The 26,347-nt window shown below is 69.2% G+C and carries 28 protein-coding genes; 18 read left to right on the forward strand and 10 right to left on the reverse strand.

The window, feature by feature from the left end:
• The 3 genes from SBI80_RS24680 to SBI80_RS24690 are packed head-to-tail and all read left to right on the forward strand — an operon-like array spanning position 1 to position 4,308.
• Positions 1-1,164 carry a glycoside hydrolase family 76 protein gene (locus tag SBI80_RS24680; RefSeq protein ID WP_318977484.1) on the forward strand — a complete coding sequence of 388 codons (1,164 nt, stop codon included), beginning with the start codon at positions 1-3 and terminating at the stop codon, positions 1,162-1,164.
• On the forward strand, positions 1,161-3,140 hold the full coding sequence (locus SBI80_RS24685) for an acetoacetate--CoA ligase (protein ID WP_318977485.1): 1,980 nt from the start codon (positions 1,161-1,163) through the stop codon (positions 3,138-3,140). The genes SBI80_RS24680 and SBI80_RS24685 overlap by 4 nt, the downstream gene beginning before the upstream one ends.
• A gap of 52 nt (positions 3,141-3,192) precedes the next feature.
• Positions 3,193-4,308, forward strand: coding sequence for an XdhC family protein (locus tag SBI80_RS24690; protein WP_318977486.1), 1,116 nt, complete (start codon positions 3,193-3,195; stop codon positions 4,306-4,308).
• A gap of 3 nt (positions 4,309-4,311) precedes the next feature.
• On the opposite strand, the gene SBI80_RS24695 is transcribed toward SBI80_RS24690, so the two are convergent.
• On the reverse strand, positions 4,312-6,279 hold the full coding sequence (locus tag SBI80_RS24695) for a C39 family peptidase (RefSeq protein WP_318977487.1): 1,968 nt from the start codon (positions 6,277-6,279) through the stop codon (positions 4,312-4,314).
• Between the two features lie 88 nt (positions 6,280-6,367).
• On the opposite strand from SBI80_RS24695, the gene SBI80_RS24700 reads away from it, so the two are divergent.
• Together SBI80_RS24700 and SBI80_RS24705 are read left to right on the forward strand one after the other, a co-directional pair.
• Positions 6,368-6,568: a hypothetical protein gene (locus tag SBI80_RS24700; RefSeq protein ID WP_318977488.1), complete on the forward strand. Its 201-nt coding sequence runs from the start codon at positions 6,368-6,370 to the stop codon at positions 6,566-6,568.
• Between the two features lie 226 nt (positions 6,569-6,794).
• Entirely contained in the window at positions 6,795-7,703 is a 909-nt protein-coding gene (locus SBI80_RS24705) for an LLM class F420-dependent oxidoreductase (RefSeq protein ID WP_318977489.1), read from the forward strand.
• On the opposite strand, the gene SBI80_RS24710 is transcribed toward SBI80_RS24705, so the two are convergent.
• Complete coding sequence (locus SBI80_RS24710; RefSeq protein ID WP_318977490.1) at positions 7,700-8,401, reverse strand: DedA family protein; 702 nt, start codon at positions 8,399-8,401, stop codon at positions 7,700-7,702. The genes SBI80_RS24705 and SBI80_RS24710 overlap by 4 nt on opposite strands.
• A 79-nt stretch (positions 8,402-8,480) precedes the next feature.
• Between SBI80_RS24710 and SBI80_RS24715 the strand changes: the two genes are divergently transcribed.
• Entirely contained in the window at positions 8,481-9,494 is a 1,014-nt protein-coding gene (locus SBI80_RS24715; RefSeq protein WP_318977491.1) for an alcohol dehydrogenase catalytic domain-containing protein, read from the forward strand.
• 81 nt (positions 9,495-9,575) lie between these two features.
• A complete protein-coding gene (fbaA, locus tag SBI80_RS24720; protein ID WP_318977492.1) occupies positions 9,576-10,613 on the forward strand; it encodes a class II fructose-bisphosphate aldolase in 1,038 nt (345 codons plus the stop codon).
• Positions 10,614-10,669: 56 nt separating this feature from the next.
• Here the strand turns inward: fbaA and SBI80_RS24725 are convergent, their stop codons facing one another.
• Entirely contained in the window at positions 10,670-11,392 is a 723-nt protein-coding gene (locus SBI80_RS24725) for an Rv0361 family membrane protein (RefSeq protein ID WP_318977493.1), read from the reverse strand.
• Between the two features lie 103 nt (positions 11,393-11,495).
• Here SBI80_RS24725 and SBI80_RS24730 point away from each other — a divergent pair, with 103 nt between their 5' ends.
• Entirely contained in the window at positions 11,496-11,912 is a 417-nt protein-coding gene (locus SBI80_RS24730; RefSeq protein ID WP_318977494.1) for a DUF3151 domain-containing protein, read from the forward strand.
• Here the strand turns inward: SBI80_RS24730 and SBI80_RS24735 are convergent.
• From SBI80_RS24735 to SBI80_RS24745, 3 genes are read right to left on the reverse strand one after another with little or no spacing between them, the layout of a single operon-like run.
• On the reverse strand, positions 11,909-13,657 hold the full coding sequence (locus SBI80_RS24735) for an FUSC family protein (RefSeq protein ID WP_318977495.1): 1,749 nt from the start codon (positions 13,655-13,657) through the stop codon (positions 11,909-11,911). The two genes, SBI80_RS24730 and SBI80_RS24735, sit on opposite strands and share 4 nt — an antisense overlap.
• A gap of 5 nt (positions 13,658-13,662) precedes the next feature.
• The gene (locus SBI80_RS24740) at positions 13,663-14,445 is read right to left on the reverse strand and encodes a site-2 protease family protein (RefSeq protein WP_318977496.1); all 783 of its coding nucleotides are present in this window, start codon (positions 14,443-14,445) and stop codon (positions 13,663-13,665) included.
• Between the two features lie 14 nt (positions 14,446-14,459).
• Positions 14,460-15,065: a peptidase M50 gene (locus SBI80_RS24745; protein WP_318977497.1), complete on the reverse strand. Its 606-nt coding sequence runs from the start codon at positions 15,063-15,065 to the stop codon at positions 14,460-14,462.
• Positions 15,066-15,140: 75 nt separating this feature from the next.
• On the opposite strand from SBI80_RS24745, the gene SBI80_RS24750 reads away from it, so the two are divergent.
• Genes SBI80_RS24750 through SBI80_RS24760 form a run of 3 tightly spaced genes read left to right on the forward strand, consistent with a single transcriptional unit; the run spans position 15,141 to position 17,798 of the window.
• The gene (locus tag SBI80_RS24750; protein ID WP_318977498.1) at positions 15,141-16,436 is read left to right on the forward strand and encodes an adenylosuccinate synthase; all 1,296 of its coding nucleotides are present in this window, start codon (positions 15,141-15,143) and stop codon (positions 16,434-16,436) included.
• A complete protein-coding gene (locus SBI80_RS24755; RefSeq protein ID WP_318977499.1) occupies positions 16,433-17,059 on the forward strand; it encodes a PaaI family thioesterase in 627 nt (208 codons plus the stop codon). Before SBI80_RS24750 ends, SBI80_RS24755 begins: the two co-directional genes overlap by 4 nt.
• A 40-nt stretch (positions 17,060-17,099) precedes the next feature.
• Positions 17,100-17,798: a hypothetical protein gene (locus SBI80_RS24760; RefSeq protein WP_318977500.1), complete on the forward strand. Its 699-nt coding sequence runs from the start codon at positions 17,100-17,102 to the stop codon at positions 17,796-17,798.
• Here SBI80_RS24760 and SBI80_RS24765 read toward each other — a convergent pair.
• Both SBI80_RS24765 and SBI80_RS24770 read right to left on the reverse strand, forming a co-directional pair.
• Positions 17,778-17,966 carry a ferredoxin gene (locus SBI80_RS24765; protein WP_318977501.1) on the reverse strand — a complete coding sequence of 63 codons (189 nt, stop codon included), beginning with the start codon at positions 17,964-17,966 and terminating at the stop codon, positions 17,778-17,780. The genes SBI80_RS24760 and SBI80_RS24765 overlap by 21 nt on opposite strands.
• Before the next feature lie 7 nt (positions 17,967-17,973).
• Entirely contained in the window at positions 17,974-19,176 is a 1,203-nt protein-coding gene (locus SBI80_RS24770) for a cytochrome P450 (protein ID WP_318977502.1), read from the reverse strand.
• A 111-nt stretch (positions 19,177-19,287) separates the two neighbouring features.
• Here SBI80_RS24770 and SBI80_RS24775 point away from each other — a divergent pair, with 111 nt between their 5' ends.
• A complete protein-coding gene (locus tag SBI80_RS24775) occupies positions 19,288-19,800 on the forward strand; it encodes a MarR family winged helix-turn-helix transcriptional regulator (protein WP_318977503.1) in 513 nt (170 codons plus the stop codon).
• Between the two features lie 8 nt (positions 19,801-19,808).
• Here the strand turns inward: SBI80_RS24775 and SBI80_RS24780 are convergent, their stop codons facing one another.
• On the reverse strand, positions 19,809-21,404 hold the full coding sequence (locus tag SBI80_RS24780) for a Na+/H+ antiporter (RefSeq protein ID WP_318977504.1): 1,596 nt from the start codon (positions 21,402-21,404) through the stop codon (positions 19,809-19,811).
• Positions 21,405-21,475: 71 nt separating this feature from the next.
• Between SBI80_RS24780 and SBI80_RS24785 the strand changes: the two genes are divergently transcribed.
• The 6 genes from SBI80_RS24785 (at position 21,476) to SBI80_RS24810 (ending at position 25,461) form a co-directional block, all read left to right on the forward strand.
• Positions 21,476-21,790 (forward strand): UBP-type zinc finger domain-containing protein, encoded by a 315-nt coding sequence (locus SBI80_RS24785; RefSeq protein ID WP_318977505.1) that lies wholly within the window; start codon positions 21,476-21,478, stop codon positions 21,788-21,790.
• A gap of 24 nt (positions 21,791-21,814) precedes the next feature.
• Complete coding sequence (locus tag SBI80_RS24790; RefSeq protein ID WP_318977506.1) at positions 21,815-22,918, forward strand: ATP-grasp domain-containing protein; 1,104 nt, start codon at positions 21,815-21,817, stop codon at positions 22,916-22,918.
• A 65-nt stretch (positions 22,919-22,983) separates the two neighbouring features.
• The gene (locus tag SBI80_RS24795; RefSeq protein WP_318977525.1) at positions 22,984-23,412 is read left to right on the forward strand and encodes an Rv0361 family membrane protein; all 429 of its coding nucleotides are present in this window, start codon (positions 22,984-22,986) and stop codon (positions 23,410-23,412) included.
• Between the two features lie 19 nt (positions 23,413-23,431).
• Positions 23,432-23,845, forward strand: coding sequence for a rhodanese-like domain-containing protein (locus SBI80_RS24800; protein ID WP_318977507.1), 414 nt, complete (start codon positions 23,432-23,434; stop codon positions 23,843-23,845).
• Positions 23,842-25,074, forward strand: a complete 1,233-nt coding sequence (locus tag SBI80_RS24805; protein ID WP_318977508.1) for an O-succinylhomoserine sulfhydrylase — start codon at positions 23,842-23,844, stop codon at positions 25,072-25,074. Before SBI80_RS24800 ends, SBI80_RS24805 begins: the two co-directional genes overlap by 4 nt.
• On the forward strand, positions 25,075-25,461 hold the full coding sequence (locus tag SBI80_RS24810) for a hypothetical protein (protein WP_318977509.1): 387 nt from the start codon (positions 25,075-25,077) through the stop codon (positions 25,459-25,461).
• Here SBI80_RS24810 and SBI80_RS24815 read toward each other — a convergent pair.
• Entirely contained in the window at positions 25,458-26,321 is an 864-nt protein-coding gene (locus SBI80_RS24815) for an SDR family oxidoreductase (RefSeq protein WP_318977510.1), read from the reverse strand. The genes SBI80_RS24810 and SBI80_RS24815 overlap by 4 nt on opposite strands.
• Positions 26,322-26,347: the final 26 nt, after the last annotated feature.

Consider the following 26,347-nt stretch of genomic DNA (forward strand, 5'->3'; position numbering starts at 1 on the left):
ATGGATCAGCTGTGGGCCAACCGCGCGGCCAGCGCCGAAGCGGCGATCACCAAGCGGCACTTCCGCAAGTTGTGGCGGCTGCCGGGCACCCAATTGGGCGTCGTCGCCTGGCCGCCCACCAAGAAGTACCTGTCGTTCGGGACATGGCATTACTGGTGGCAGGCGCATCTGCTGGACTGCCTGGTCGACGCGCAGCTGCGTGATCCCCGGCCCGAGCGCAAGGCGAGCATCGAGCGCCAGATCCGGGGCCATCACTGGCGCAACACCGGCCGCTGGACCAACGACTACTACGACGACATGGCATGGCTGGCACTGGCCCTGGAGCGGGCGGGCAGCCAGGCCAGCGTCGAGCGCCCCAACGCACTGGCCAAGCTCGCCGACCAGTTCCTCGGCGCCTGGGTGCCCGAGGACGGAGGCGGCATCCCGTGGCGCAAGCAGGACCAGTTCTTCAACGCCCCGGCCAACGGACCCGCGGGCATCTTCCTGGCCCGGTACGACCGGCTGCGACGAGCCCAGCAGATGGCCGACTGGATCGACGACACCCTGATCGACCCGGACACCGGGCTGGTGTTCGACGGCATCAAGGGCGGTTCGCTGGTGCGCGCGCAGTACACCTACTGCCAGGGCGTCGTCCTCGGGCTGGAGGTGGAGCTGGCCGCCCGCACCCAGGACGACCGGCATGCCGCGCGCGTGCACCGGCTGGCGCGGGCGGTGCGCGACCACATGGCGCCCGGCGGCGTCATCGCCGGAGCGGGCGGTGGTGACGGCGGGCTCTTCGACGGCATTCTGGCGCGCTACCTGGCACTGGTCGCGACGACGCTGCCCGGGACGTCGGCCGAGGACGTCGAAACTCGTTCCATCGCAACGGCGCTGGTGAGCACCTCGGCTGACTCGGCGTGGGAGAACCGGCAGACCGTGGACGGACTGCCGCTGTTCGCCGCCTTCTGGGATCGCGAGGCCGAGATCCCCGGTCTCGGCGGCAAGGACGCCCAGTTCGTCGAGGGTGCGGTCAATGCGTCCGAGACTCCGGAGCGGGACCTCTCGGTGCAACTGTCGGGCTGGATGCTGATGGAGGCGGCGCACGTCGTCGCCGACGAAGCCGGCATCGCGGAGCCTGCCGCCGACGAGGCTTCCACCGACGCCGGGGAGGATGGCACTCGATGACCGCCGCCGATCGGGAGCCGGGCGGCTGGACGCCGGATCGGCAGACCATCGAGGACGCCACCCTGACCCGCTTCATCGGGTGGCTCGCCGAGCGCGGGCGAGGGGAGTTCGCCGACTACCAGCAGCTGTGGGCGGCCTCCGTCGAGAACCTCGAGTGGTTCTGGGGCGCGGTGTGGGACTTCTTCGACATCCAGGCCGCGACACCGCCGACCGCAGTCCTCGGTAGCACCGACATGCCAGGCGCCCAATGGTTTCCGGGCGCCACGCTGAACTACGTCACGCAGACCTTCCGGCACGCGACCGACGACCGGCCGGCGATGGTGGTGGCCGGTGAGGACGGTTCGGTCGAGTGGTCGTGGGCGCGGTTGCGCAGCGAGACAGCAGCATTCGCGGCCTACCTTCGCGAGCTCGGCGTCGGCCCCGGTGACCGCGTGGTCGGTTACCTGCCCAACATCGGAGAGGCCGTCGTGGCCTTCCTCGGTGCGGCCAGCGTTGGGGCCACCTGGGCGGTCTGCAACCAGGACCTGGCCGTCGGCGGGGTCGTGGCCCGGCTGGGACAGCTCGAGCCGACGGTGCTGGTCGCCAGCGACGGGTCGGTGTACGCCGGCAAGCGGCGGGATCGCCGAGCCGAGTTGGCCGAGATCCGTTCGCAGCTCTCGACGGTGAAGGACGTGGTGCTGGTGCCGCGCCTCGGCGCCACCGTCGACGGCACCACCGCCTGGCGCGACGTTCTCGAGCGCGGGAAGGACGCGGAGCTCGACGTCACGTCCGTGCCATTCGAGCATCCCCTGTGGGTGCTGTTCTCCTCGGGGACCACGGGTACGCCAAAGGGCATCGTGCACGGACATGGCGGCGTGCTGCTCGAACACGTCAAGTACCTGAACCTGCAACTGGACCTCAAGCCCGAGGACCGCTTCCTGTGGCAGTCCTCCACCAGCTGGATGATGTGGAACCTGCTGGTGTCGGGTTTGCTCGTCGGGTCGACGATCGTGCTGTACGACGGCAGCCCCACCTTCGGCCGCACCGACTACCTGTGGCAGGTGGCGGCCGAGCACGACGTGACGGTGCTCGGCGCCGGCGCGGGATACTGGCTGGCCTGCGCCAAGGAGGCCGAGGCCAACGGCACCAGGGTCGGTGCGGACCATCGGCTGGAGTCATTGCGGGCGATCGGATCGACGGGCTCGCCATTGCCCGCCTCCGGGTTTCGCTGGTTGCAGGAGAGCATCGGCCGACCATTGCCGGTCATCTCGATGAGCGGTGGCACCGACGTCGTGACGGCCTTCGTCGGAGGTTCTCCGGTGGTGCCGATCCGGGCTGGCGAGCTCAACGCAATCTGCCTCGGCGCCGCCGTGCAGGCCTGGGTCGAGACCGGCGACGGCCACGGGCGGCCCGTCGTCGGGGAGGCCGGTGAGCTGGTGGTGACAAAGCCCATGCCCTCGATGCCGGTCTTCTTCTGGAACGACCCGGACGGAGAGAAGTACCGCAAGGCCTACTTCGACAAGTACCCGGGCGTCTGGTGCCACGGGGACTGGATCACCATCACCGAGCGGAATTCGATCGTGGTGCATGGCCGTTCGGACGCGACGCTGAACCGCGGCGGGGTGCGGATGGGCAGCGCCGAGATCTACGACGCCGTCGAGGGCATGGTCGAGATCCAGGACTGCCTGGTGGTGGGGGTCGAACTCGACGACGGTGGCTATTGGATGCCGCTGTTCGTGGCGTGCGCCGAGGGCGTGGAGCTGGACGAACGGTTGCGCACGCGAATCGTGCAGGCCGTCCGCGATGGCGCGTCTCCGCGGCACGTCCCCGACGACGTGATCGCGGTGGCGGGTATTCCGCGCACCATGACGGGTAAGCGGCTCGAGATTCCGATCAAGCGAATACTGTTGGGCGCCAACCCGTCCGATGTGCTCACGCCGTCGTCCATCGACCATCCGGACTGGCTGGGGGAGTTCGCGGAGCACGCGAGGACGTGACCGCGCCAGGACCCTCGCTGCAGCGCGGGTCTGGTGCGCCTACCGTGGTCACGTGCGCGACGTCCTCGATGAACTCCTGGCGATCTGGCGGTCCGGTGGGACGGCGGCCATCGGAACGGTGGTGCGCACCTACTCCTCGGCGCCTCGACCGCCGGGGGCATCGATGCTCGTCGGCCCGGGCGGCACGGTCAGCGGGTCGGTGTCCGGTGGTTGCGTCGAGGGCGCGGTGTACGAGCTGGCCACCGAGGTGTCCGGTTCGGGCCGTCCCGTCCTACGGCGTTACGGGGTCAGCGACGACGACGCCTTCGCGGTCGGACTGACCTGCGGCGGCATCATCGACGTATTCGTCGAATCCGTCTCCCAGAGCAGCTTTCCCGAGCTGGCCGACCTGGCCGACGACCTCGCCAGTCACCGGCCGGCGGCGATCGCGACCGTGATCGCCCACCCGCAGGCCGACTGGGTGGGCCGACGCCTGGTGCTTCGCGGTGACCAGGTCACCGGATCACTTGGCTCATCGCGCGCCGACGCGGCCGTCACCGACGATGCCCGCGGACTGCTCGCCGCGGGCCGCAACGACGTGCTGACCTACGGGCCGGACGGTCAGCGCCGCGGGGCCGGCATGGAGGTGTTCGTCGCCAGCCACTCGCCGCGTCCGCGCATGCTCGTCTTCGGTGCCATCGACTTCGCCGCGGCGGTCGCCCAGCTCGGCAGCTTCCTGCGCTACCGCGTGACGGTGTGCGATGCGCGACCGGTATTCGCCACGCCCGCAAGGTTTCCCAGTGCCGACGAAGTGGTCGTGGACTGGCCGCACCGCTACCTGGAGGCACAGGTGCGGGCCGGTGCGATCGACGCCCAGACAGTGATCTGCGTGTTGACCCACGATCCCAAGTTCGACGTGCCGCTGCTCGAGATCGCGCTGCGACTGCCCGAAGTCGGCTACGTCGGAGCGATGGGGTCCCGCCGGACCCACGACGACCGCCTCCGACGGCTGCGTGAGGCCGGGCTCACCGACGCCGAGCTGAGCCGGCTCTCCAGCCCCATCGGACTGGACCTGGGCGCCAGGACGCCGGAGGAGACCGCGGTGTCGATCGCGGCCGAGATCATCGCCGGGCGGTGGGGTGGCGGCGGTCGACCTCTGACCGAGGGCGACGGCCGCATCCACCGCTGACCGTCAGGTGGTGCGCAGCTCGGCGGTCACCGTGGCGTAGTCGCTGTACTGCCAGGCCTTCATGAATTGGTTCAGCGGCACCGCAAGCCCCTGCCCCTTCTGCCATCTGCTGTCGTTGATGTACGCGACGTTCTTGGTCAGATCCACTCCCAACACCACGACTGCGTGATTGGCCGCAGGCGGGCCCTCATCCCTGAACAGTTCGATTCCCTTCAGGGCCTCACCCAGGTACGTGTCGACGTAGGCGTTGTAGACGGTGTTGTTGTGAACTTGCACGATCACGCCCTGGCCCTGTGCCAGCGCCGCAGTCAAGCCTTGGAGAGCCTGATTGCCGTCGGTCTTGAGGTAGGTCACGTAATCGGCGTTGAGCCCCTTCATGTTCAACAGCGTGACGAGATCTTGGTTGAAGGTGCCGACGCCGTCGTACATCGGGCCACTTCTGACCCCACTGACCGTGTTCTGGGCGGTGTAGATGAGGTCTTGCCCCAATGCGGTGATGTCTACTGGCGCTCCTTGACCGGTGAGCTGAGCGATGACCGCGGCCCCCGCCCACAGTGCGCAGGTGTTGTAAGCGCCCTGGTAGTTCCAATACTGGTAGTTCTTGGCATAGTCCCCGTACTGGACGTCCGTCGGCGCGGGTGGTCCGATGTCGACGGGTTTCGAGACGCCGAAGGTGCGGGCCAGATCTGAGCTGAGGTCGGCGAAACTGTCTCCGATGCCATCGATCTGGTGCACGACGAGTTGGGCGATGCCGGTCACGGCGCTCTGCAGGGCCTGGCCGATCTGGTCTGGGCGGGGCAGTGACCACTGAAGCGTGGTCGTGCTTGGCGCCGGCGGCGGCGTGGGCGGGGAGCTGGCCAGCTGGGCGGTGACGAGCCGGTAGTTGGTCGAGCTCCAGGCATTCATGAAGTCGTCGAGGCTCATGGTCAGGCCTTGCCCGTCGGCCCGGGTCGGATCGTTGATGGTCACGGTGCGGTTGACGTTGTCGACACCGAGCACGACGACCGTCTTCTGGTTGTCCCCGGATTCATCGTCGACGGGACCACTGATCGGCACGATCATGACCTTGGTCGGATCCTGTAGTCCGGTCGCAAGGTCGTTGAAGGCCTTCGACCACTGATCGCTGCCGTAGGGGCGCATGATGATTCGAACGTTCTTGTCCTGCAACAGTTCGTAGCTGTCGATCCACTTGACGAACTGAGTAGAGCCGGGGCCAAGGTAGATCTTCTGCCCGGCGACGACCAGGCTGTCGGTGGTCTGCGCCTGGTTGGTGATGCCCTGGAGGTCCGGTGTCGTGCCGGTCAATTGCCCATAGGCCATCGCGACGGTCGCCAGTGCGGCCGAGTAGAAGTCGCCGGCGCGCACGTAGTACTGGATGGTGCTGGCCGGATTGCCGTAGGGCAACGGCGCAGTGACGACGACCTGGGAGATGCCGAAGACGTTCGCCAGGTCGTCGCGGAACTTCTCCAGGTTGAGTTGCAGACCGTAGAGCTGGTTCATCACGGTCAGGTAGACATTGGCGCCGAACTGCTGCAGGCCCGCCAGGACGGCCCCAGGAGTCGGCAGCGACCAACCCGTAACGGTTTGTGCCGCAACGGGTGTGGTGGGTGCACTGGTCGCCGCGGATGGGGCCGAGGCCGAGGTGGCGGCCACCGCATTCGCGGTGGTCTTGGTCGCCGTCGACACCGCTTCCGTTACGGTCTTGGTGGTGTCCTCGGTCGTCTTCTCGGTGGTCTTGGAGGTCGGCGAGGTGGTCGGCGAGGTGGTCTCGGTCGTCTGCGCTGGGTCGGCAGCAGGCGTGGTGACCGCGGTCTCCTCGGAGGTGGTGACCGGCTTCTCGGTGTCCTTGGTCGCCGTCTCGAACGTTCCGGTGGTGCTCTGCGCACTGACCGTCGTCGATACCTTGCCCGTCGGCGCCGTCGACTTGGTCGACGTGGTGCTCGATTCGACGGTTGCTGCGTCATCGGTCACCGCCGTCTTCACGGCTGGCGTCGAGGTCGATTCATCATTTGCAGCGGAGGTCGCTGTCGATTGAGCGTTCGTGCTGGCGGAGGCGGTGGTGGACGCACCCTCCGAACCCGTCGCTGCGGACGATTGCGATGCCGACGAAGTGGCATCGGAACCGGAACTGCTGCTCGACGACCCGTCCCCGCTGCCCGTATCGGCCGTGGCGACGGCGGCCCCGCCCAGCAGTGCCGCACCGATCCCCAGGGTCATGGCGCCGGCGCTCAACCACATTCGCACGCTGGGCCTGCGGTGATCGCACCGATCGACGTCGTCCATGCCGGTCATTTGGATAGCCCCCCACACTTTATTGACGCAAGCGATATAAATGCCGCGCGAAGCGAGGCTAATTGCTGGGGCAAGGATGCGCTACCGGTATCGGCAAATTCGGACCGACGTCTCGGGGAACGCCAAGCGGTGTCGCCGGGAGCTGGATCGATCCGCGTGCATGGCGCTGCGAGCACCGCCCTAGCATCGAGCGGGTGACCGAAACCGGACGTGCCCCCATCGACTTCCCCGCCACGATCGGCGTCTGGTGGGCCAGTGATACCTGGCCGATCACCCAGGCCCAGGAGGTCGCCCGCGAGATCGAGGCGCTCGGCTACGGCTCGCTGTTCCTGCCCGAGGTGACCGGCAAGGAGGCGTTGACCCAGTCCGCGGCATTCCTGGCGGCGACCGACCGACTGGTCGTCGGCACCGGCATCGCCAACATTCACGCCAGGGCGGCGTCGGCGGCCGAGTCGGGCGGGCGGCTGCTCACGGCACTGCATCCCGGCCGGTTCGTCCTCGGTCTCGGAGTCAGCCATGCGCCGCTGGTGCAGCATGGATTCGGCGGCGTGTACGACAAGCCGTTGGCGACGATGCGCGCCTACCTCGACAGGATGGCGTCGGTTCCCGAGGCGATCGAGCCCGGCGCGGGCCGGCCGGTTCGGCTACTGGCGGCCTTGGGCCCCAAGATGATCGAGCTCTCCGGCATCCATGCCGACGGTGCGCATCCGTACCTGGTGATGCCCGAGCAGTCCCGCAAGACGCGCGAGATCCTCGGCCCGGACAAGTGGATCGTCAGCGAGCAGGCCGTCGTGGTGGGTGGTCAGGCCGACGAGCAGCTGAGGTTCGCTCACGGGCACCTCGACGTCTACAGCGGGCTGCCCAACTACCGGAACTCCTGGCTGCGTCAGGGTTTCGAGGAATCCGATCTGGTGCGCGGCGGTTCGGACCGGTTGGCCAAGGGACTGGTCGGGATGGGCACGGTCGACGATGCGGCAGCCTCGGTGCGGGCGCATCTCGACGCTGGAGCCGACCACGTCGTCGTCCAGGTCCTCGGTGAGAACCCCACGGCGGACCCGCGGTCGGCGCTGCGGACGCTGGCCGAAGCCCTCGAGCTCGGTTAGGACGGCTCGGTGGCCGGTTCGCCGGAATCGGTCACGCCGTCGGCGCGCTTGGTCGCCTTCCGACGCTTGAGCCATTCCACGATCAGCGGGGTGATCGAGGCGAGCGCGATCACGATGAAGATCGGCTCCAGCAGCTTCTGGATGATCTCGAACTGGCCGAGCCAGTACCCGAGAAGGATCAGGCCGAGGCCCCACACCAGCGCGCCGATCACGTTGAACAGGGTGAACACCGCATAGTGCATTCGCGCGGCGCCCGCGGTGATGGGAGCCAGCGTGCGCACGATCGGCACGAAGCGGGCCAGCACGATGGCGAACGGGCCGCGCTGCTCGAAGAACGCGTGTGCCTCGTCGAGGTAGCGCTGTTTGAGCACCCGCGCGTTGGGCTTGAACATCGACGTGCCGATGAAGCGGCCGATCCAGTACCCGACCTGGCTGCCCGCGATGGCGGCAATCGGCACGAACACCAGCAGCTGCCACAGCTGAAAGTTGGCGTTGACCTCGCTGGCCTGGGCGGCGGTGCCGGCCGCCAGCATGCCGCCGACGAACAGCAGGGTGTCACCGGGCAGCACCGGGAACAGCACACCGGATTCGATGAAGACCACGACCAGCACTCCGACCAGGGCCCACGGCCCGAAGTACCCGATGAGCTTCACCGGATCGAGGAAGTCCGGCATGAGCGCAAGGGTGGTGGTCGTCATGGCTCACCAAGATACCGGCGGCACCTGTCCACCCCGAATTTCCGCGGTTCGCGGCCGTCGTGGCGACTATCTTCGGCCCATGGCCACTCACAAAGCAGTACACGTCGCGCAGGCCGGTGGGGCGCTCGTCCTCGCCGACGTCGAAACCACGTCGCCACCCAGCGACCACGTCCGCATCGCGGTTGCGGCGTGCGGCGTGTATGGCACCGATCGCGAGTTCTACGCCGGCCACTTCCCGGGGCTGCAGTGGCCACTCACCCTGGGACACGAGATCGCCGGCACCGTCGCCGAGGTCGGGGACGGGGTCGAGGACTTCGCCATCGGTGATCGTGTCGCCGTCGGGTGGTTCGGGGGCAACTGCAACCGCTGCGTACCGTGCCGTGGCGGGCACTTCATGCAATGCGAACGGATGCAGGTGCCGAGCTGGCACTACCCGGGTGGCTACGCGGAGTCGGTGACCGCACCCGCGACGGCACTCGCCCGCATCCCCGAGGGTTTGTCACTCGCCGAGGCCGCCCCGATGGGCTGCGCCGGGGTCACCACGTTCAACGGGCTGCGCAAGACGCGCGCCAAGGCCGGCGACCTCGTTGCGGTGCTCGGCATCGGCGGGCTCGGCCACCTTGGCGTCCAGTTCGCGCGGGCCATGGGGTTCGAGACCGTGGCCATCGCCCGCGGCGTGCAGCGGGAGGCGGCGGCCAAGGAGCTCGGCGCTCACCACTACATCGACTCGAACACCGCCGACGTCGCGGCCGAACTCAAGAGGCTCGGCGGGGCGGTCGTCGTGCTGGCGACGGCCGCGGCGTCGAAGGCGATGGCCGCCACCATCGGGGGCCTCGGACCCGAGGGGGAGTTGGTGACCGTCGGCGTCACGCCGGAACCGCTGCCGATCAGCCCGCTGGACCTCATCAACTCGGGGTTGTCGGTGACCGGACATCCGTCGGGCACCTCGCGCGACGTCGAGGAGACCATGCGCTTCGCGCTGCAGACCGGGGTGCGGGCGGTCATTCAGGAAGTACCACTGGCCCAGGCCGCCGACGCATTCGAGGCGATGGACTCCGGCAAGGCGCACTACCGGATGGTGCTCACCGTCTAGCCCTGGGGTGTCCCCGGGTTGCGGCTGCCTGAGATACTGCCTACGCATACGGACGACGCTGGAACCCCAGGAGGAATGCCCATGCCCATCGCCACGCCCGAGGTATACGCCGAGATGCTGGGCCGTGCCAAGGAGCACTCCTTCGCATTCCCGGCCATCAACTGCGTCGGTTCGGAATCGGTGAACGCCGCCATCAAGGGCTTCGCCGATGCGGGCAGCGACGGCATCATCCAATTCTCCACCGGCGGAGCCGAATTCGCCTCCGGTCTCGGTATCAAGGAGATGGTCACCGGTGCGGTGGCGCTGGCCGAGTTCGCCCACGTGGTCGCCGCGAAGTACGACGTCACCGTCGCGCTGCACACCGATCACTGCCCGAAGGACAAGCTGGACACCTACGTGCGGCCGCTGCTGGCCATCTCCGCCGAGCGCGTCGCCAAGGGGCAGAACCCGCTCTTCCAGTCGCACATGTGGGACGGCTCGGCCGTGCCGATCGACGAGAACCTCGAGATCGCCAAGGAGCTGCTCAAGCTTGCGGCCGAGGCGAAGATCATCCTCGAGATCGAGATTGGCGTCGTGGGTGGTGAAGAGGACGGCGTGGAGGCCGAGATCAACGACAAGCTCTACACGACGCCTGAGGACTTCGAGAAGACCATCGACGCGCTGGGCCACGGCGAGCACGGCAAGTACCTGCTCGCCGCGACGTTCGGGAACGTGCACGGCGTCTACAAGCCGGGCAACGTCAAGCTCCGTCCGGAGGTCCTCGCCGAGGGCCAGCGGGTCGCCGCCGCCAAGCTGGGTCTCGCCGAGGGCAGCAAGCCCTTCGACTTCGTCTTCCACGGCGGTTCCGGCTCGCTGAAGTCGGAGATCGAGGACTCGCTGAAGTACGGCGTGGTGAAGATGAACGTCGACACCGATACGCAGTACGCGTTCACCCGTCCGCTGGCCGGGCACATGTTCGCCAACTACGACGGCGTGCTGAAGATCGACGGCGAGGTCGGCAACAAGAAGGTCTACGACCCCCGCAGCTACCTCAAGAAGGCCGAGGCGTCGATGTCCGAGCGCGTCGTCGAGGCCTGCAACGACCTGCACAGCGCGGGCCGCAGCGTCTCTGCCAGCTAGCGATTTCGGCGCGGTTTCGTTCGCCCGCCCAACGAAACCGCGCCGAGATCAGCTCCCTACTGGGGGGCTTGGCAGATCTTCCACTGGTCGTCGCGGAACTCCAGATCGAGGCTGCGCGTCGAACGGGTCGATGGATCGAACGCCATGAAGGTCGTGACGTTGGCCTCGGCGTGCGTATCGTGCACGACCACCTGATCGATGCTGGCGACGACGGGGTACTGCCGTGCCGCGGCCACGCGTGAGTGGATGTCCTTCCACTGCTGGTCGTCGTAGCGGATGTAGGTATCGGCCGTCTCGCCGCACGTGATGGAGCGCAGCGTGGACAGGTCGCCCTTCTGGATCGCGCCGTCGAAGGTCTGGATGGTGGTGCGCACCATGTCCTCGCGCGACGCGGCGGCCTCGTCGTCGCGGGTCAGCAGGACGGTGCCGAGGATGGCGACGGCGGCCAGTGCGGCGATGACCAGGATCAGCGCGATGACCCAGCCCCAGCTGCGTCGGCGGCCCGGCGGTTTGGGCGTCTCGCCCCGACCCGGAATGACCTGGGGCGCAACCGCTCCCGCCTGTGACGCGGCGAAGATCTCGGTGGCCGGCTCCGGCGCGGTCTCGATGATCTGGGTGCGCCCGGCGTCCATGCCCGACGGCGCGGTGAACCTGCGCTCGGACGGTTCGGAATCCGCCGCCTTGGCAAGGGCGTTCGGATCGATCACCTCGGTCTCGGGTGAGGACCCGTCATCGAGTACTGGCTCGTCGTTTCCGTGCGTTCCCGATGGGTTCGACATGGGTGCCTCGGTCCTCCCTCGCAACTCTTCAAGAGCTTATCCACCCGCGCTCGGGTGCTGCCCTGCAGGCGGCGGCGTGGGATCGGCACGGCACAATGGGCCCATGACTCACATGGGCGATCTGCTGGGCCCCGACCCGGTCCGGCTTCCAGGCGATCCCGAAGCCGAGGCTGAACTCGCGGCCGGTGAGAATCCAGCGATCGTCGCGGCCACGCATCCGTCGGCATCGGTGGCATGGGCGACGCTGGCCGAGGAGGCCCTCGCCGACGACAAGGCGGTCACCGCCTACGCCTACGCCCGCACCGGATACCACCGCGGCCTGGATCAGCTCCGCCGCAACGGGTGGAAGGGCTTCGGTCCGGTGCCCTACGCCCACGAACCCAACCGCGGCTTCCTGCGCTGCGTGGCCGCCCTGGCGCATGCCGCGGACGCGATCGGCGAGACCGACGAGTACGCGCGGTGCCTCGATCTGCTCGACGACTGCGACCGCTCGGCGCGCGCCGAGCTCGGACTGGCCTAACCAGGCCCGGGCCGGACGGCGTCGCACAGCGCGTGCACGCCGGCGGCCAGGAATTCCGGGCAATCGTCGAACGACGGCGGTGCGGCGCCGGTGCGGACTGCGGCGGCCAGCCGTCGCAGCCGATCGGCCGACGCCCGTGCCTCGGCCGGTGCCAGCAGCGGCCCGCTCGCCCGGACGTCCATCTCCCAGCACGCCGCGATCGCGCGGTAGGCGAGTTGCTCGGCAGCCGCGATCGCGGGTTCCCAGCGTCGTCCCTCGGCGCGCAGGCGCACCGAGCCGGCTGCGGCCGCGTCGGCTGCGTCGCGTAGGTCGATGGCGGCCACCTGCAGGTCTCGGCGAGCGCCGCGGGCCGCCAGGGAGGCGGTATCGGCGGCGAGGTGGGGCAGGCTGTCGGCGACCGCCGCCACGACGACGGCGATCGCGTCGGGCAATCGGGTGGATTCCTGGAATCTGCTGGCGACGAGGTACACCGCGACCCCGACGGCGCAACCGATCAGGGTGTCACTGCCGCGGTCCAGCAGGAGCTCTCCGACGTCGACCCGGCGGGCGCCGGTGGAGATGGTCAGGGCCGCCGCGGTGATGAACACCGACGCCAGCCCGTAATGGCGAACGACGAGCATCTCGATGGCGAGCTGCAGCGCGGCCAGGACGACGGCCAACCACCACCCCTGCGGGTGCCACCACAGGATCCCCGCGGCGAGGATCAGACCCACCCACGTCCCGACGAGTCGATCGGCACCCCGCTGCAGGGTCCGGCTGCGGTCGGCACCCTGGTGCAGGATGAGCACCGCGGCGGCGATCGCCCAATACGGGTGGCCGATGCCGAGCGCCATCGCGGCGGCTCCGGCCAGCGGAGCGGCGACCGCGACGCGAACCATGACGTGCCGGACGTGTGAACCGGGCGCGAGCGCCCGCAGCAGCAGGGTGCGCGCCGGTGGCCTGCCGAGGGGGACACGGTCGGCGTCGCGGGTGGCGACGGTCTCCGGGGCCAGCGCGAGGTCGGCGATGCGCCGGGCGGTGTCGGCCGCGTCGGGGGCCGGGCCGTCACCGACCGCCGTCGCGGACATCGAGTCGACGAACAGCACGTGCAGCGCGTGGTTCGCGGCTCGTAGCCGAGCCAGGGCGTCGTCGGAACCGGCGCCGCGCTGGAAGCCGACGAGGGCGTTCCATGCGGCGTGCAGGGCGATCGCGGCCCGGTGCCGTGCGGCGTCCTCACCGGCCGATCCGACTGCCTCGAGGTAGGCGGCCACGGCCGCGCCCGCCGCGGTCACCGCGGCGCGTTCGGGACGCCGACGGCCGCGCACGGCACCGGCCATCTGCACCAGCCAAGCCACCGCGCCACCCGCGAGCACCAGCAGCCCGAGCTGCCACGGCGCCAGGCGTGCCGCCGAGACGCCGACCCCCGCCGCGCACGCGAGGGCGAACACGTAGGCGCCGGGCGGTCCGACGGCCAGGGCGTTGCACAACCACACCGCCGCGACCGCCACCAGCGAGACCACCGCGACGCCGAGCCACGGCACCTGCGCCGCCCAGGCGCCGACGGTCACCGCGCTCGCCAGCGCCACCGAGACGACGGCCAGTTGCGTGGCGCGGTTGACGTAGGGCCGGTCACCGCCGAAGCGCGAGGTGAAGGCGCCGAGGGTGGCGATCAACCCGGCCGCGAGGTTGCCGGTGGCCGAGCCGGCGACGGCGGGTATCGCGGTGCTCACCGCCGCGCGCACCGCGACGGGCCAACGCGAACTCATGCCGGTCAGAACCAGGCGGACCAGAACCGCGTCAGATTCATGCCGATTCCCACCAGACCGCCAGGCGCCCCGGACAGGTCGACGAACCAGAACACGATGGAGAAGAACCAGCTGTTCAGCATCGGCGCCATCAGCAGGACGAACAGGATGAGGAAGCCCCACTGCTTGGCCGGGGCGAGCTGGCGCTGCGTCTCCGGCTTGAGGTGCGGCTCCAGGGCACCGTAACCGTCCAGGCCGGGGATGGGCAGCAGGTTGAGCAGCACCGCGGTGACCTGCAGGAAGCCCAGGAATGCCATGGCAGCCCAGAACACGACGTGGTCGGGGGTCCACAGCAGCGCCGTCACCGCCAGCAGCACGATGGCGAGTACGACGTTGGCGAACGGCCCCGCCAGGCTCACCGTCGTGCGCTGCCGCTTGGTCATCCACGACGTCCTGACCCACACCGCGCCGCCGGGCAGCCCGATCCCGCCGAGGGCGATGAACAGGAGTGGGATGCCAAGGGACAGAAGCGGATTGGCGTACTTCAGCGGGTTCAACGTCAGGTAGCCGCGCACCTCGACGTCGTGGTCGCCGTAGCGCCAGGCGGCGTAGGCGTGGCCGAACTCGTGCAGGCACAGCGAGACCAGCCAGCCGAACACCACGAACACGAACACCCCGAGGTAGGACAGCGGGGAGCGGGGCTCGTCGGCCAGCCAGGCGAGCACGCCGCCGGCGGCCGTGATCGCGACGATCGCCAGGAACACCGGGCTCGGGCGCACCGACTGGCGCAGCGGACGGACGTTGCTCACCACACGAAACTACTTCAACCGACCGTCAACCAGCCCTGCGTGTGGCGGTAGAACGTGGACCGGCGGGCGGTGCGGGCGGCGCGCACGCCGTCGCGCTCGACCAGTGCGCCCGTGGTGCCCAGCTGGGCGGCGCGACCGGCGATCCACCGCGGAGGTCGCAGCCGGCCGGTGAGCACCCTGGCGCGCAGGCCGGGCAACTCCCGGGTCGGCTCGATGCGCACCCCGGCCACGGCGCCGTCGAACAGTCGCGTGTCGTCGACCACGGCCTCGCCGGTCAGGGTGCGGACGGCGTCGTCCGGTGGCAGCCAGTGGGCCACCCTGGTGAGTACGGCGCCGGTCTCGTCGCGGATCAGCGGGACGCGCCTGGCGGCCCCCGTGCGGGCGCGCCGTGGTGAGCACCCCCGCCGCACGTGGGCGACCTCGACGTCGAGGCGATCGGCGCGCAGCAGGCGGGCCAGCACCACGCCGAGGTCGGCGTGGGTGCCGAGCACGATCAGGCGGCGCGCCCCCAGCACGAGGTCGACGTCGGGGGGGCCCGCGACGTCGACCGCGGGGAGGTCGGACAGCGCGCGGGGCGTCCGACGGGCGCCGAAGCGCAGCACGACTGTGTCCGGATTCACGGCGAGGGGATCTTCTCGGATAGGGTGGGTCACCGGCTGCCACAGTATCGAGGCAGATGAGCGGGAGATAACGCCATGCCGGCAATCGTCCTCATCGGCGCCCAGTGGGGCGACGAGGGCAAGGGAAAGGCCACCGACCTACTCGGTGGCCGCGTCCAATGGGTGGTTCGTTACCAAGGCGGGAACAACGCGGGTCACACCGTCGTCCTGCCCAATGGTGAGAACTTCGCCCTCCACCTGATCCCCTCGGGCATCCTGACGCCCGGTGTCACCAACGTCATCGGCAACGGCGTCGTCGTCGATCCCGGGGTGTTGCTGACCGAGCTGAAGGGTCTCGAGGACCGCGGCGTGGACACCTCGGGCCTACTGATCTCGGCGGACGCCCACCTGCTGATGCCGTACCACGTGGCGATCGACAAGGTCACCGAGCGGTACATGGGCAGCAAGAAGATCGGCACCACCGGTCGCGGCATCGGGCCCTGCTACCAGGACAAGATCGCCCGCATCGGCATCCGCGTCGCCGACGTGCTGGATCCTGACTCGCTGACGCAGAAGATCGATGCCGCACTGGAATTCAAGAACCAGGTGCTCGTCAAGATCTACAACCGCAAGGCGCTCGACCCGCACGACGTGCGGGACGCGCTGCTGGAGCAGGCCGAGGGCTTCCGCCACCGCATCGCCGACGCCAGGCTGCTGCTGAACGCCGCCCTCGAGAACGGCGAGACCGTCCTGCTGGAGGGCTCCCAGGGCACCCTGCTCGACGTCGACCACGGCACGTATCCCTATGTGACGTCCTCGAATCCGACTGCGGGCGGTGCCGCCGTCGGGTCGGGCATCGGCCCCACCCGGATCACCACGGTGCTCGGCATCCTCAAGGCGTACACCACCCGGGTGGGCTCGGGTCCGTTCCCGACCGAGCTGTTCGACGAGTTCGGTGCCTACCTGTCCAAGACCGGTGGCGAGGTCGGTGTCACCACCGGCCGGGCCCGTCGCTGCGGCTGGTTCGACGCCGTCATCGCGCGCTATGCCACCCGCGTCAACGGCATCACCGACTACTTCCTGACCAAGCTCGACGTGCTGTCGAGTCTGGAGACCGTGCCGGTGTGCGTCGGTTACTCGATAGACGGCAAGCGCACCAACGAGATGCCCATGACGCAGAGCGACATCACGCACGCGCAGCCCATTTACGAGGAGTTGCCCGGCTGGTGGGAGGACATCTCCGGTGCGCGGGAGTTCGACGACCTCCCCGCCAAGGCGCGTGACTACGTGCTTCGGCTGGAAGAGCTTGCCGGAGCCCATGTTTCGTGCATCGGCGTCGGCCCCGGGCGTGAGCAGACCATCGTGCGCCGCGACGTCCTGGCCCCCAGGTGAGCGAGGCGGACAACCGCGACGACGAGCTGCACAGTGGGTTCCCGTCCTTCGAACCCGCGAATCCGGGTCCGGGTTTCGGGCCGTTCCTGGCGGCGATGAGGCGGCTGCAGGACCTGGCGGTATCCGCTGCTCCGGACGACGAGACCTGGGTGGAGGCGGCCCGCCGCGCCGAGGATCTGGTCGAACTGCTCGATCCGTTCGAGGCCGCTGAGGGTGTGGGCCCGGCGAACCGGATGCCTCGGTTGCCGGGGTCGGGCAGTCTGCTCATGCCGCCGTACCGGGTCACCCGGTTCGAAGCCGATGGCGTCGATCTGGAGGTGGCGTTCAGTCGCTATCACGTCGGCGGCAACTACGCCGTGCACGGCGGCGTACTGCCCCTGATGTTCGATTCGGTGTTCGGCATGGTGATCCACGCGGCCGGGCGGCCGATGAGCCGCACCGGCTTCCTGCACGTCGACTATCGCAACGTCACCCCGATCGACACGCCGCTGACCGTGCGCGGCTGGATCCGGTCGGTGGAGGGTCGCAAGGCCTTCGTCAATGCCGAACTGCGGCGTCCCGACGGGACACTGTGCGCCGAGGCCAACGGACTGATGATCCGGCTGCTGCCCGGTCAACCCTGAAACCCGCGACGTTCGGCGCGCGCTCTGTCACGATGACCCCGTGATCGAACGCCGCGAGCCAACTCCGAGCCGGTTGTCCACGCCGCGAGCTGCCGGCGCGGCGGGCGTACTCTTCGCCATCCTGTTCGCCACCTCGCTGACGCTCATCCGGCTCGCCCTGCCCGCCGGTGGTGCGCGCGGGTCGCAGTGGGTCGACGGTGCCGAGGGCAAGCTGAAGCTGGCGGCGGTGCTGATGCCGTTCGCCGGCATCACCTTCCTGTGGTTCATCGGCGTGGTGCGCGATGGCATCGGCAGCTACGAGGACAGGTTCTTCGCGTCGGTCTTCCTCGGCAGCGGGCTGCTGTTCCTGGCGATGACGTTCGCATCGTCGGCGGTCGGCGTCGGTCTGGTGGCGACCCGCCGGTTCGGCTCCGATCCCGCGGCGCAGGACGTCGTGGAGGCCTTCGGGCAGGGGCTACTGGTCACCCTGAGCAACACTTATTCGCTGCGGATGGCGGGGGTGTTCATGTTCTCGCTGGCCACCATCTGGCTGAAGACGCGGTTGATGCCCCGCTGGTTGGTGTTCGGTACCTACTCCGTCGCGATCGTCGTGCTGGTGGCCAGCGACGTCAGCATGTGGTTCGCGCTGGCCTTCCCGGCGTGGGTGCTGGTGGTCAGCCTGCTGGCGCTCGTCCGCGCCGGCGTGATCGACCTGCACCGCGACGGCGAGCCACGACGGTCAGGCCAGCCGCAGCGCTGAGGCCGGGCACGTCTTGACCGCCTCGCGCGCATGCGCCTGTTCGGCGTCCGGCACGTCCTCGGCGAGCAGCAGCACCACCCCGTCGTCGTCCTGATCGAACAGGGCCTCGGAGATCATCACGCAGTTGCCCGATCCGATGCACTCACCCCGGTCGGCTTCCAGCCTCATCGGAGCATCACCAGCTCACCGCGAGGGACTGCAGCCCGTAGATGAAGTGGAACGAGCGGAAGGCGACGGCGTCGAAGTCCTCGGCGAGCGCCAGGTTGGGGAACCGTCGAAACAGGGCCGGCCACGCAATGCGCATCTCCATGCGGGCCAGCGGCGCCCCCAGGCAGTGGTGCACCCCGTGCCCGAAGGCCAGGTGCCCCGGTGCGCCCCTGCGGATGTCGAGAACCTCTGGGGCATCGATGAAGTGGGGGTCACGGTTACCGGCCGGCAGCGATGCGAAGACCAGCTGACCGCGCGGGATCGGGACACCCGCGACCTCGACGTCGGTCGTAGTGACCCGAGGGATGGAGGTCTGCACGATCGACAGCCAGCGCAACAGCTCCTCGACGGCGGGACCCACGGCGTCCGGATCGTCGCGCATCGCGGCGAGCTGATCGGGATGGCGCAACAGGGCAAGGGTGCCCAACCCCAGCATGTTCGACGTCGTCTCGTGCCCGGCGAGCAACAGCAGCCCGGCGATGCCGACGAGCTCGTCGTCGGTCAGCTCGTCGCCGTGCTCCCGCACCAGCATGCCGAGGATGTCCTCGCCCGGCCTGGCGCGGGCACTGCTCACCAGTGAGTGCATGTACTCCCGGCCCTGGCGCTGCATCTCGATGCGTTCGTGGATGGGCAGCGAGAGATCGAGCTGGCGGGTGGAGCGCGCCTGGAAGTCGGCTCGGTCCTCGTACGGCACGCCGAGCAGCTCGCAGATCACCAGAGACGGAATGGGCAGCGCGAAGTTGGCGACCAGGTCGGCGGGCGACCCGGCGGCCGCCATCGCGTCGAGGTGCCCGTCGACGATCTCGGTGATCCTCGGCTCCAGCCGCTTCATGCGCCGGATGGTGAACTCCGGGGTCAGCATGCGGCGCAACCGCTGGTGTTCGGGCGGATCGAGGCCGAGCAGGTTGCCGGCCCGGGCGCTGGCCTGTTCGGCCTCGGGCAACTGCGGCACACCCGGCACCTCGAAGTCCGGCGGCCTGGCATTGGAGAAGTGCTCGTGGTCCGACAGCACCCGTTTGACGTCGTCGTGGCGGGCCACCAGGTAGACGGTCATGCCGAAGGCGTTGACGACGGGTTCGACGCCGGCGCGTTCGCGGATCGCACCGAGCTCCGCGGTGGGGTCGAAGGCGTCGCGGCGCATGTGCACGGGAGGCAGCGTCGGAGCGGTCATGAAATCGACGGTACTCGTGGTTGGGCGACCAGGCGCCCCGATCGCGATCGAGCAAACTCGGCCAGGGACTAGACTTGGGCCCGATCGATTTCTCGACAGGGATGGACAGTCATGCAGAATGGGTCCGAACCTCCCACCGAGCGCTCGCGTCTCGAGCGCCTCATCACCGCGGACTTGCGCGAGCTGACGTCGCAATCGGATTGGATCTCCCGAGCCTTCGCAGAGCAGAACGCGGTGTCCGCCAACGAATTCCGTGCTCTGCTGTTCGTCGTGATCGCCGAGTCCAACGGGGTGCGCCTTACCGCAGGCGACCTGCGCAAGCAAATGGGCCTGTCGGGAGCGGCGATCACCTACCTGGTCGAGCGGATGGCCGAGGTCGGGCACCTGCGTCGGGAGACCGACCCATCCGACCGGCGAAAGGTCATCCTGCGGTTCGGCGAGAACGGCAAGCAGATCGCCCGCGCGTTCTTCACCAAGTTGACCGAGCACGAGCACGGGGCCATGGCCAGCCTCCCCGACGCCGACCTCGAAGCGGCGCACCGCACGTTCACCGCGATGGTGGAGGGCATGAAGAACTTCCGCGCCGACCTGAACTCGCCTGCGGAGTCGCCGATCCAGGCCTGAGCCAAGGCTCAGTCGCGTTCGAGGGCAGCCTCCTCGAGGTCGAGGCCACGCAGCGCCGAGCGCAGCACCTCGTCGTCGATCCGGCCCGCGTCGCGCTCCTCGATGAACGCCTCACGTTCGGCCCTGAGCATTTCGAGCCGCAGCCGGCGGAACGCCGCGGCGGGTCCCTCTCCGATCTCGTCGTCGCCGCGGCCCAGTTGCTCCCACGCCGCGTTGCTGCGGCGATCGTTCCAGTGCCGCAGGATCGTCGCGGCGCGCTCGTGAACGTCGGAGTCCGCGCGCTGGGTGGCCATGATCTCGTCGAGCCGGTCGGCCGCGGCCTGGGCGGCCTTGGTCTGGGCCGCTGCCTCTGCGAGTGCGTCCTGGTGGGCGTCGTCGCCCTGGACGTCGAGCACCCGGATGATCCACGGCAGGGTCAGCCCGTGCAGCAACAGCGTTCCGACCACCACGACGAAGGTGAGGAACACCAGCTGCGGCCGGCCGGGGAACGGTTCGCCGGACAGCGTGGTGACGGGCACGGCGAATGCCGCGGCCAGCGACACCACGCCGCGCATGCCTGCCCAGGCCACGATGAAGACCTGCGCCGGCGTTGGCTTCTCCTCGCGCTCGCGGATGCGGCGGGACAGTCTCCGGGGCAGGTACGACATGGCGAACACCCACGCGATGCGCACCACGATCACGGTGGCGAGCACCGACGCCGACGCGATGGCCAGGGTGGCGGCGGAGATGCCCTTCAGCTCCGCCACGACCGTCGGCAGCTGCAGGCCGATCAGCAGGAAGGCGAAGGACTCCAGGACGAACTGCAGCGTCTTCCACACCGCGGTGTCCTGCAACCGGGTTGCGTAGCTCGCCCGTGTGCTGCGCTGGCCGAGGATCAGAGCGGCGACGACCACGGCGATGACACCCGATCCGTGCACCTCCTCGGCGAGCAGGTAGATGACGAACGGCGCGACGAGGCCGATGGCGCTCTCCACCAGCGAATCACCCAGCCAGGTGCGGACCCGCACGATCAGCGTGCCCGCCAGCGCGCCGACCACGGTGCCACCCACCGCGGCCAGCGCGAAGGTCAGCAGGGGCGTGCCCCAGGAGGCGGCGGTGCCGATCGCCGCGGCGAGCGCGACCTTGTACGCGGTCAGTGCCGTCGCGTCGTTGAGCAGGCTCTCGCCCCCCAGCAACGTCATGATCTGGCGGGGGAGGCCGAGCCGGCGGCCGATCGCCGTCGCCGACACCGCGTCGGGCGGGGCGACGATGGCGCCGAGGGTCAACGCCGCGGCCAGCGTCAGCTCGGGCACGGTGTGGAAGGCGACGACACCGACCGCGAACGTCGTGACCAGGGGCAGACCGACCGCGAGCAGACCGATTCTGCGGGTGTTCTTGCGCAGCGCGACGTAGCTGCTCTCCTGCCCGGCCGACCACAGCAGCGGCGGCAGGATCACGAACAGCACCAGGTTCGGCTCGAGCGCGATGCCGTCCACCCCTGGGATCAGGCCGGCCAGCAGGCCCGCCACCACCAGCGCCAGCGGCCCGGACACGTCGTAGCGGCGAGCGATACCGGCCAGCAGCACCGATGCCACCAACACCACGAACAACGAGGCACTAACCACGTGGCGTCGTCCTCCTCGTCTTGGGACCCGACGCCTTGGGGCCAGCCGGGGACCGCCCTATTCTTGATGGCATGCGGAGGAAAACGCGACAGCGCAACGTGAATTCCCCGCCAGCACCCCAGACGTGTGAGCACCTGGCCGACGCCGCCGACGCGCCGGAACCTCAGCCGTTGACCCCTGGCATGTGTCAGGAGTGCGCCGAGATCGGGGAGAGCACCTGGGCTCATCTGCGGATGTGTCTGACGTGTGGGCACGTCGGCTGCTGTGACTCGAGCCCGCACAAGCACGCCAACCGGCACTTCCACGACACCGGGCATCCCGTCATGCGGTCGGCGGAGCCCGGGGAGAGCTGGCGCTGGTGCTACGTCGACATCCGGCTCGGATGAGATGTCTGGCAGGGTGGACCAGCGATGACTGAATCCAGCACCGAGCGACCGTCCAAGAAGGTGCTCTTGCTCGGGCCCGGTGACGCCGGCGCCGAGCTGGCACTGGCGTTCGAACGTCTCGGTGCGGCCGTGACCCGGATGCCGGAGCCTCCGGAGGCCGACGCCGTGCCGGCCCTGCTGGCCGAACACCGGCCCGACTACGTGGTCGCGGTCTCGGCGGACGTCTCGCCCGCCGTGTTGATCGCCGCGGCCGAGGCCGACTCGGTCGAGGTGTTCCCGACCCCGCGGGCCACCCGTCTCGGCGCCGACCGCGAAGCGCTGCGCAAGCTGGCGGGTGACGAGCTCGGCCTGCCCACCGTGCCGTTCTGGTTCGCCTCCTCCGCCGACGAGCTCACCGCGGTGGCCGAGCACGCCGGGTTCCCACTGGTGGTCACCCCGTTGACGGGCACCGTCGCCGATGGCCAGTCGGTGCTGACCCGACCCGAGGACGTCGAGGCCGCCTGGAAGCGGGCCTTCGCCGCCGGACCGGCGTGGGCGAACCGCGTGATGGCAGAGACCGTGGTGGACGTCGACGACGAGGTCACTCTGCTGACTGTGCGCACCACCGAGCCGTCGGGCCCCGCCGTGCAGTTCTGCGAACCGATCGGGCACCGACGGGCCGATGGCGCGCCGCTGGAGACGTGGCAACCCCAGGAGCTCTCGGCTGCCGCGCTGGACGCGGCGCGGTCGATCGCCGCCCGGATCGTCGGGTCACTCGGCGGGCGCGGGCTGTTCGCCGTCGAACTGCTGATCCACGGCGACGAGGTGTACTTCGCCACCGTAAACGCCAGGCCCTTCGATATTGGGATGATAACCCTTCGCTCGCAACGACTTTCGCAGTTCGAGCTACACGCCAGGGCGATCATGGGCCTGGCTCTCGACACCATCATGGTCTCGCCGGCAGCGGCGGAGGTGGGTCCGCGCCGACCCGTCGCCAACGCCGCACTGGCCGAGGCGCTCAGCGTGCCCGAGAGCGACGTCCGGTTGCTCGACGCGACGTCGGTCGCGATCGCGACCGCGCCGGACGTGGTGCGGGCCCGCGATCGCGCGCACCGGGTCTCGACCGTGGTGCACGGGCTCGGATCGTGACCGACTCCAACGCCAAGCGCACCGGTTCCAAGCGGACCGAGCCCGCGGAGGACGCACCCATCGCGATGCCCGAACAGGGGCCCGACCGGCCCACGATCGCCCCGTTCCTGGGGGCACTGGGGGTCTTCGTGATCGTCGTGATCGGAATCGTTGCCTTCAACGTGTTCGGCAGCCAGCAGACCACCCCGGGCGATCAGGTGGCACAGGCGGCCGTCGGGCAGAACGACGCGTTGCAACGCCAGGACTACGCGGCGTTCCAGAAGTACACCTGCCGCGCCCAGCAGGGCACCGCGGCCGACGTCCTGGCACGCCAGCGTGATTCGGTGGCCAAGCACGGCGAGCGTTACGTCGACGACGTCCCGACCATCCGCGTCGACGGCGAGCACGCCACCGCGACGGTCAAGTACCACTTCGACAAGACCAAGGACAGCCCCTTCGACGCCGACCTGACCTTCGTCCGGGAGGACGGGGCGTGGAAGGTTTGCACCAGTTAGATGTGGGACACTCGCGACCGTGAGCTACGCGGGAGACATCACCCCTGAAGAGGCGTGGAAGCTGTTGGCCGACGACCCCGAGGCCGTGCTGGTCGACTGCCGGACCTCGGCGGAATGGCGCTTCGTCGGAGTGCCCGACGTCTCGTCGCTGCAGCGCGACGTCGTGTACGTGGAGTGGAGCCGCATCGACGGCAGTCACAACGACGGGTTCGTCGACGAGCTCGTTGCCGCCGGCGTGACACCCGGTGAGCGGCCGGTGGTGTTCCTGTGTCGCTCCGGCAACCGCTCGATCGGCGCGGCCGAGGCCGCGACGGCGGCCGGCATCGCGCCGTCCTACAACGTGCTCGACGGCTTCGAGGGCAACCTCGACGAGAATGGGCACCGCGGCACCACCGGCTGGAAGGCCATCGGGCTGCCCTGGAAGCAGTCATGAGCCGCGCCAAGGACGGCGTGCCGTCGGTCCGGATTCCGAAGGCCCTGCCCGACGGCGTCAGCCAGGCCACCATCGGCGTGCGCGGCGGACTGCTGCGGTCGGAGTTCGAGGAGACCTCCGAGGCGCTGTACCTTACGTCGGGCTACGTCTACGAGTCGGCGGCCGCAGCGGAGAAGGCGTTCACCGGCGAGATCGACCGCTTCGTCTACTCGCGGTACGGCAACCCGACCATCGCGATGTTCGAGGAGCGGCTGCGTCTGCTCGAGGGGGCTCCGGCTGCCTTCGCGACGGCGACCGGGATGGCCGCGGTCTTCACCGCGCTCGGTGCTTTGCTGGGAGCCGGTGACCGACTCGTCGCCGCGCGCAGCCTGTTCGGCTCGTGCTTCGTGGTCTGCAACGAGATCCTGCCGCGGTGGGGCGTTGAGACGGTGTTCGTCGACGGTGAGGACCTCTCGCAGTGGGAGGAGGCACTCTCGGTGCCGACACAGGCGGTGTTCTTCGAGACGCCGTCCAACCCGATGCAGTCGCTCGTCGACGTCGCGGCGGTGTGCGATCTGGCCCATGCTGCCGGCGCAAAGGTGGTGCTGGACAACGTCTTCGCCACTCCACTGCTGCAACAGGGCCTGCCGCTCGGCGCTGACGTGGTCGTGTACTCGGGCACCAAGCACATCGACGGTCAGGGCCGGGTCCTCGGCGGCGCCATCCTCGGCGACGAGGAGTTCATCGACGGCCCCGTGCAGACGCTGATGCGCCACACCGGCCCGGCGATGAGTGCCTTCAACGCCTGGACCATGCTGAAGGGCCTCGAGACACTGGCAGTGCGGGTGAACTACTCGAACAGCTCCGCGCAGCGGGTTGCAGAGTTCCTGCAGGACCATCCCGCGGTGTCGTGGGTGAAGTACCCCTTCCTGGAGAGCCATCCGCAGTACGACCTGGCCAAGCGGCAGATGCGAGGCGGCGGTACGGTCGTCACCTTCGAGATCGGGGCCGCCGAGGGGCAGGGCAAGCAGCGCGCCTTCGAGGTGCTCGACAAGCTGCGCGTCATCGACATCAGCAACAACCTCGGCGATGCCAAGTCCCTGATCACCCATCCGGCCACCACCACCCACCGGGCGATGGGGCCGGAGGGGCGGGCGGCGATCGGGCTCGGCGACGCGGTGGTGCGGGTGTCCATCGGGCTCGAGGGCACCGAGGACCTGATCGCAGACCTGGACCAGGCGCTGAGTTAGGTGTCGCGGTCGAGCGGGGCCAAGAAGGCGCGGCGCAAGAAGCGGCTGGTGGCTCGCAACGACGCCTGGTTGTCCGCCGAGGTGCACGCCGACGTCCAGGGCGTCGCGCGGATCGCCAACGAAATCGTGCCCCGCGGTTGGATCTTCGACGAGCTTGCCTCGGCGGGGCAACTGGTCGCGTGGTACTACCCGCCGTCGGGAACCGAACTCGACGACGAGGCGGCCGAGCCGGTGACGCGGATCTGGCTGACCGATCCCGAGCGGCCGCACGTCATCCTCGTCGGTGCCACCGAGGACGACGAGGACGCCGCGCTCACGGTGGCGGAGTTGTTCGCGCGACTGCCCGAGATCGAGGCGCACCGCGTCGACGCGGCGCGCGAGGCCTAGCTCTCGCCCGGCTTCTCCAGCACCCCGAGGGCGGCTTGCGCCCGGTCTTCGTAGGCCTTGCGTGCCGTCTTGTCGAACTCCAGGAACACGTGGTCGTTGCCCATCTGCTTGGACAGCCAGCGCCTGCCGCGCGGCCCGAGCATCGACGTCGCGGCGCCCACGAAGCGCAACGCCGTCGGTACCGACACGTGGGTCTTGGGCTTGTCGAGGGCCTTGACGATCGCGGCGGCGATGTCCTCGGGCTGGACGGGCTTCTGCGCACCTGTGTTCTTGGTGCCCGAGATCAGCTCGGTGTTGGTGAAGGTCGGCAGGATCGCCGTGACCTCGACTCCCTGAGGGGCGAACTCGTCGGCCATCGCCGTGGTCAGTCCGACGACGGCGAACTTGGTCCCGGCGTAGACGACCTGGCCGGGAACGGCGACCATTCCCGCCATCGAGGCGATGTTGACGATGTGGCCCCGGCGACGTCGCACCATCTCCGGCAGCACCAGCTGACACCCGGTCAGCACGCCGTAGAAGTTGACCTCGATGGAGGAACGGATGGACTGCTCGGACTGCTCGAGGAACGGTCCGACGGGCATCACGCCCGCATTGTTGATCAGCACGTCGATGTGGCCGTCACCGTCGGTACGCGCCTTGTCGAGGAACATCTCGAAGGATTCCCGGTCGGTGACGTCGAGCGGGTAACCCGTGACCTGACCGAACTTGGCGAGTCCGGTGACCGCCGTCTCCAGGATGGCCACGTCGCGGTCGCCGATGACGACCCGCGCGCCGCGGTTCAGAAGGGCCTTGGCGGTGGCGTGGCCGATGCCGCGCGCGGCACCCGTGATGGCGATCGTTCTACCCCTGATGTTGTCCATGCCGCCGAACTTTACACGTGTCAAGT

This window comes from Mycolicibacterium sichuanense (genome assembly GCF_033741125.1).
Classification (GTDB): Bacteria; Actinomycetota; Actinomycetes; order Mycobacteriales; family Mycobacteriaceae; genus Mycobacterium.